This window comes from Pseudomonas sp. HMWF006, assembly GCF_003061205.1.
In the GTDB taxonomy this organism is placed as follows: Bacteria; Pseudomonadota; Gammaproteobacteria; order Pseudomonadales; family Pseudomonadaceae; genus Aquipseudomonas; species Aquipseudomonas monsensis.
Window position 1 is genome coordinate 1 of the sequence record NZ_QAIU01000522.1, and the last position, 6,187, is coordinate 6,187.

Annotated in this window: 6 protein-coding genes; all 6 read right to left on the reverse strand. The window is 59.1% G+C overall.

Annotated elements, in window-relative coordinates:
• Positions 1-923: SfnB family sulfur acquisition oxidoreductase (locus DBR24_RS23495; RefSeq protein ID WP_128615939.1), on the reverse strand; the 923-nt coding region annotated here is incomplete at its 3' end.
• A gap of 37 nt (positions 924-960) precedes the next feature.
• Complete coding sequence (locus DBR24_RS23500) at positions 961-2,202, reverse strand: SfnB family sulfur acquisition oxidoreductase (RefSeq protein WP_128615940.1); 1,242 nt, start codon at positions 2,200-2,202, stop codon at positions 961-963.
• 391 nt (positions 2,203-2,593) lie between these two features.
• Entirely contained in the window at positions 2,594-3,358 is a 765-nt protein-coding gene (locus DBR24_RS23505) for a hypothetical protein (protein WP_128615941.1), read from the reverse strand.
• 474 nt (positions 3,359-3,832) lie between these two features.
• Complete coding sequence (tcyN, locus tag DBR24_RS23510) at positions 3,833-4,582, reverse strand: L-cystine ABC transporter ATP-binding protein TcyN (protein WP_123470521.1); 750 nt, start codon at positions 4,580-4,582, stop codon at positions 3,833-3,835.
• A 4-nt stretch (positions 4,583-4,586) separates the two neighbouring features.
• Positions 4,587-5,252, reverse strand: coding sequence for a cystine ABC transporter permease (gene tcyL / locus DBR24_RS23515; RefSeq protein ID WP_128615942.1), 666 nt, complete (start codon positions 5,250-5,252; stop codon positions 4,587-4,589).
• Positions 5,252-6,052 (reverse strand): cystine ABC transporter substrate-binding protein, encoded by an 801-nt coding sequence (tcyJ, locus tag DBR24_RS23520; protein WP_123470525.1) that lies wholly within the window; start codon positions 6,050-6,052, stop codon positions 5,252-5,254. The genes tcyL and tcyJ overlap by 1 nt, the downstream gene beginning before the upstream one ends.
• Positions 6,053-6,187 lie beyond the last annotated feature (135 nt).

A 6,187-nucleotide genomic window follows, 5' to 3' on the forward strand; every position in this document is an offset into this window, starting at 1 on the left:
ATGTCGAGGAATTCGCCGGAGCGTTCGAGCAAGGCTTCGGTGGCGTGCAGGCGAATACTCAAGTGGCCGAAACTCTTGAGGGTCAGCGGGTCTTCGGTAGCCTTGTCGTTGCCGGAGTCGATCCACGGACGAGTTTTGCTGCGCACGAAGTGCAGCGCGTCCTCATACGCGGCACGGGCGATGCCGGTGTCGATGGCGGCGTGAAGGATCTGCGCCAGCGGGCCGACCGTGGTCGGACGCTCGAAGGCACTCTGGAACGGGATCACGTCTTCGGCGGCGACGTAGACGTCTTCGAACACCACCGAACCGCTGCCGGTGGTGCGCTGGCCGAAGCCGCTCCAGTCGTCGATCACGGTCAGGCCCTGGCTGTCGCGCGGGACGAATGCCAGTTGTTGCACGCCGTTTTCATCGACCACGGAAGTCGGAATACGCTGGGCGTAAATCGCCCCAGTCGAGTAGAACTTGCGGCCATTGATGCGATAGCCGTCACCGTCGCGCTTGAGGCTGGTGACGCGGTCGTGGGCGGTTTTGGTGCCCAGTTCCGCGAGTGCGTTACCGAAGCGCTGGCCGGCGAGCACTTCGGCGTACAGCCGTTGTTTCTGCGCGTGACTGCCGTTCACCCGCAGCACTTCGAGTGCGTAGAAATGGTTTTGCGGAATCTGCCCGAGCGAGCCGTCAGCCTGAGCGATCAGGGCGATGACTTTGGCCAGGGTCACGTTGGATACGCCGGCGCCGCCGTATTCCTTGGGCACGCTGATGCCCCAGAGGCCGGAGCGGGAAAACACGTCGAGTTCCGGCAGCGGCAGACGCCGTTCACGGTCGCGCACGGCGCTGTCGCGTTTGAAATCTTCGGCCAGGTCGCTGGCGATGATCAGGGCTTGCTCATCGCTGGTGATGACCGCGACGGAGTGAGAATAAGTCATGTGTTTCTCCAGAGATCTGGTCAAAAGTGTGCGGTCGTTAAATCCAGGAGTGACGAGCGGGCAAAGTACCGTTCAGGCGATAGGCGCCGACCGCGTGATACTTCCAGCGCACCGGGTCATGCAGGGTGTGCACCCGGGCGTTGCGCCAGTGGCGGTCGAGGTTGAATTCGGCGAGGGTCGCGCGGCTGCCGGCCAGTTCGAAAAGTTTTTCGCTGGCCAGCAGCGAGATCTCGGTGGTCAGCACTTTGGCTTCGGCCACGGCAATCGAGGCGCGGGCGGCGGACTCGGCGGTCAGTGGCGCAGCGTGCACCTGATCGAGTACCTGCCCGGCCTTGCGCAGCAGCGCTTCGGCGGCGTGCAGTTCGATTTTCAGTTTGCCGATGTCGGCGATCACGTAGAGGTCATCGCTGGCGCGCTCGACCTTGGCGTCGATCCACGGCCGGGCACGGGTTTTGACAAACTCGATGGCGTCGTCGATGGCACCACGGGCGATGCCGGCGTCGATGGCCGCCTGAATGAGTTGCGAGACGGCGCCTTGAGTATTCGGGGTTTCGTTGATCTTCCAGTTGTCGACCACCAGGCTCGACTCGACACGCACGTTGTTCAGCAGGATCGTGCCGCTGGCGGTGGTGCGCTGACCGAAGCCCGACCAGTCATCAACGATGCGCAATCCCGGCGTGCCACGGCGGACGAAGGCCAGCACTTGCTTGCCGTCATCGTTGAGTGCCTTGACGGCGACCCAGTGCGCGAACAGCGCGCCAGTGGAATAGAACTTCTGGCCGTTGATCACGTAGTCATCGCCATCGGCGGTGATGCGCGCCTTCAATTCCAGGGTGTTTTTCGTACCGCGCTCAGGGCCAGCATTGCCGATGCGCCAGCCTTCCAGAACACTCTGGAACAGCTGCTTTTTCTGCGCCTCAGTGGCGCTGCCGAGCACCAGGTTGAGGATGCCGAACTGGTTCTGTGGAATCTGTCCCAGCGCCGGATCGGCGGCGGAAATGATCGCGAACACTTCGGCCAGGGTAACGAACGAAACTTGCGGGCCACCGTACTCACGCGGGATGGCGATGCTGCCCAGGCCGCTGCGGGTGAACTGTTCGATTTCCGACCACGGCAGCTTGCGCTGGCGGTCGCGCCTGGCGGCCTGCACACGGGCGACTTGCGCCAGCTCATGGGCGGCCTTGATGGCTTGGGCGTCGTTGCGCAAGACCTGCGCGGGCAACAACAACGGGGCGATGTCCAGATCCGACTGGACGTTTGTATCTGCCAGACTGGACATCAGTGCCGCTCCTTGGCTGCACGCAATGCCCTGGCGATCTGCACTGGGGTGATTGTGTTCCGGACCATACTACCTACCTCACATCTCATGAAAAACGCCGCAAAAGTGCGGCGAACGAAAGAATGTCCGGTGGTCCGGTTCATATACCCTAAGCGTGTATAAATATTAAATAAACTAACTTTTAGGAATATGCATAGAAGGGGTGATGGTCGGATTGGTTAACGGGTTTTCGAGGCTGAGCGATTCTGTGGCAGGGGAGCTTGCTCGCGCTGGGCTGCGAAGCGCCCCTGAAACCTGCACAGCTGTTCCCTTCAGCTAAACCGTCGTGTCGGTTTTGCGCCTGCTGCGCAGCCGAGCGGGAGCAAGCGCCCTCGCCACAAGGGCTGTGTGTTCAGTCTGTGCGCGATTCGGCGACCTTGAGTTCCGGGTTGAGAGGCACCTTCAGGTAAGGATTCACGCAGCCGATCTTTAACGTCCGTGGCGGCGCCCAGCGTGAGTTGTTGCCGACCCGGTCAAGGATGCAATACGTCACATCCAGCCGCAGATCCTCCCCGGCTTCAACGATCACCGCCGGCGGCACCCAGACCTGAATCGGCAGCCCGACATCCGCTGTGGTAATCGGTGCCAGATCCATGCGCACATCCCCCCAGCGCAAGGTGATGGCATCGTCCTCGGCCATGTTCAGGTAAGGCTCGATGGTCAGCGGCACGCCGCGTTTGATCTGATTCGGGTTCACGCCCTGGCGGCGAATGGTGTCGGGGATCGTCACCGGTGCCAGTTGCTGGTTTTCGTCGCCGCACAGCGTCGAAGGCTCGCCGCCCGGGCAGTCGAGCTTGACCTGCACCCGGGTCGGCGCCGACAACGCCGGCCCCTGGCCGACCTGCATTACCCGGTAGTGAATGCGTGCGATGCCATTGGCAATGAAACTCTCCGGCACCCGCAGGCTGACCACGGCACCGACGTCTTCGCCGGTCAGCACCTTCGAGGCGACATAGCATTTGTTCCAGAACAACTCGATCAGATCGCCGCAATCCATGTCGGGGTAGGGCGACACATTGACCAGCAGGTGGGCCGCTGCGGCCAGATTGATGCCGGTTTTTTGCGCTGGCGCCAGAATCGGGGCTGCCAGTTCGGGGGTATGCGAAGTGCGGGTCATCGTTTTCTCTCCTTGAAATCCTGCAGCGAAGTCCGTTTCTGAAAGAACAAAAAAGCGTGAATCAACTGGCAATAAAGCGGTGCGCTTTTGTTCAGTTTGAATGCGGGGTTATTTAACTAAGTGAGGCTGGTTGGTGACTAGATAAGAACGTGCTGGAGGGGGTGTCAATAGAGTGAGTTAGTTAATTCGTGAATTACCGATTATTCAGAAATTTCCTACGCTGACGAATCCCTATGCCTAGGTTCGATAGTGAATAGGGCCACAGAACCAAGGAGTTTCTGCCGGTTTTGCCGCGGGTTTATTCGAACGTTGTCCTTCGGCGAAGGATGGCGTGAACGCGAATAATAATGTTTGCAGAACATATAAACAGGCTGCGTATCGCAGGCGGAATTTATAAGATTTTTTGAAGTTGTCGAGGGCGGGGTAAAGGTAACTTCCATCCGTGGAAGTTTAAGAATCATGCGTTGAAAGTTATCAGGCGTGATTGAGGAATTTGCTGAGGAATTGTTGGGTGCGTTGTTCTTTCGGGTTGGCAAACAGCGCTTTGGCTTCACCCTGTTCGACGATCACACCCTTGTCGAAAAACACCACACGGTTGGCCACATCACGGGCGAAGCCCATTTCATGGGTGACAATCACCATGGTGCGTTTCTCCTCGGCAAGGCCGCGGATGGTCGCCAGTACTTCACCGACCAGTTCCGGATCGAGGGCCGAGGTCGGCTCGTCGAACAGGATCACTTCCGGCTCCATCGCCAGTGCCCGGGCAATTGCCACGCGCTGTTGCTGGCCGCCGGACAGACGACGCGGGTAAGCGTCTTCCTTACCGGAGAGACCGACCTTGGCCAGCAGCTTCATGCCCAGGGCAATGGCTTGCTCGCGCGGCATCTTCTTGACCACGATCGGCCCTTCGATGACGTTTTCCAGAGCGGTGCGATGGGGGAACAGGTTGAAGTTCTGGAACACGAAGCCCACGTGCTGGCGCAGAGTGCGCACCAGGCTTTGCTGCTGGCTCAGCGGGCGGCTGGTATCGACTTCGATAGCGCCGACCTTGATCCGGCCGCTGGTGGGTTCCTCAAGGAAGTTCAGGCAGCGCAGAAACGTGGTTTTCCCCGAACCGCTGGGGCCGATGATGGCCACGACTTCGCCTTCCTTGACCTCAAGATCGATGCCCTTGAGCACCTCTTGACCCTTGAACTGCTTTGTCAGTTTCTCTACGACAATCATGGGGTCAGGACTCCTGGTCGTGCCGATTGGCCCGCTCTTCCAGCTTGTTCTGGAAGTGCGAAAGCACCGAGGCCAGAATCCAGTAAAGCAGTGCGGCGCTAAGGTACATGGTGAAAATTTCGAAGTTACGGGCGCTGATCAACTGCGCCTGTCGTAACAACTCCGGCACCTGGATGGTGGCGGCCTGTGCAGTGTCCTTGACCAGGGAAATGAAGCTGTTGCCCAGCGCCGGTAATGCTGTACGCATCGCTTGCGGCAGGATGGCCCGCCGCAGGGTTTGCGCGCGGGTCATGCCAATGCTCGCAGCGGCTTCCCACTGACCGCGTTCAATCGAACTGATCGAAGAGCGCAGGATTTCACAGATATAAGCAGCCATGTTCAGCGAAAGGCCGATCAGGGCTGCGGGTATCGGATCGAGCTCAAGGCCCACCTGTGGCAAGCCGTAATAGATGACGAACAGTTGTACCAGCAACGGCGTGCCGCGAAAAAACGACACGTAGATGCGGGCAATCCAGTTCGCTACCTTGAAGCGCGACAGACGCATCAACGCCAGACTGAAACCGAGCAGGAAGCCGAAGAACATGCCACCCAGACTGAGGATGACGGTGAAGTACATGCCCTTGAGCAAAAAGGGCATGGCCTCCCGTACAATTTGGAAAGTTGCTTCCATTATTTAGTGACATCGGCGCTGAAATATTTTTCCGAAAGCTTGGCCAGCGTGCCATCGGCGCGCAGCTTGTCGATGGCCTTGTTTACGGCCGCCAACAGTTCAGGCTCGCCTTTGCGCAAGGTAACGCCAGCTTCCTGACGGGAGAACGGTTCGCCGGCGGCGGTGGTGTCCTTGGCTTTTTTGGCATATTCCAGCGCGGCCAGACGGTCGATCAGGATGGCGTCGATACGGCCAACGCGCAGGTCCTGGAACTTGGTCGGATCATCTTCATAGGTGCGCACGTCAGCCGTCGGTACGTTGGCTTTGACCCACTGCTCGTAGTTGGTGCCCAGGCCCACGCCGACTTTCTTGCCACCCAGATCGGCAGCGGATTTGATGTTCAGGTCGGCGGCTTTCTTGGTCAACACCAGCGCCTGAATCCCGGAAACGGTGTACGGCTCGGAGAAGTCATACTTCTTCTTGCGCTCGTCGGAGATGGTCACCTGGTTGATCACGGCGTCCAGACGCTTGGATTCAAGCGCGGCGAGGATGCCGTCCCATTTGGTCGTCTGCAGCTTGACCTTCACGCCCAGCTCTTTGGCCAGCGCTTCAGAGAATTCGACTTCGAAACCGGAGAGCTTGCCGTTCTCGTCGACGAAGCTGAACGGTGGGTAAGTGCCTTCCAGGCCGACGTTGATAACGCCTTTGTCCTTGATCTGCTGCAGCTGTTCACCGGCTGTTGCCTGGCTGATCAGGCCGGCGCTCAGTGCAAGGCCCAGCGAACCTACCAGCAGATTGCGACGTAGTGCGGAAAAATTCATGACAAGCCCCTGTGTTTTCTTATGGAAGACGCTTAAGGAAAGTTGGCGAATTCGTGATTCGAGCGACTGCGGTATCGTGCCCTAAAGCAGCTTATGCGTCTCTGGCGAAATTCGCCTGCGGCGAGACTATATGAT

Coding starts and splice junctions, on each gene's coding strand:
- tcyN (WP_123470521.1), bottom strand. CDS start 4,582: ATGATTGTCGTAGAGAAACTGACAAAGCAGTTCAAGGGTCAAGAGGTG.
- tcyJ (WP_123470525.1), bottom strand. CDS start 6,052: ATGAATTTTTCCGCACTACGTCGCAATCTGCTGGTAGGTTCGCTGGGC.
- DBR24_RS23500 (WP_128615940.1), bottom strand. CDS start 2,202: ATGTCCAGTCTGGCAGATACAAACGTCCAGTCGGATCTGGACATCGCC.
- tcyL (WP_128615942.1), bottom strand. CDS start 5,252: ATGGAAGCAACTTTCCAAATTGTACGGGAGGCCATGCCCTTTTTGCTC.
- DBR24_RS23505 (WP_128615941.1), bottom strand. CDS start 3,358: ATGACCCGCACTTCGCATACCCCCGAACTGGCAGCCCCGATTCTGGCG.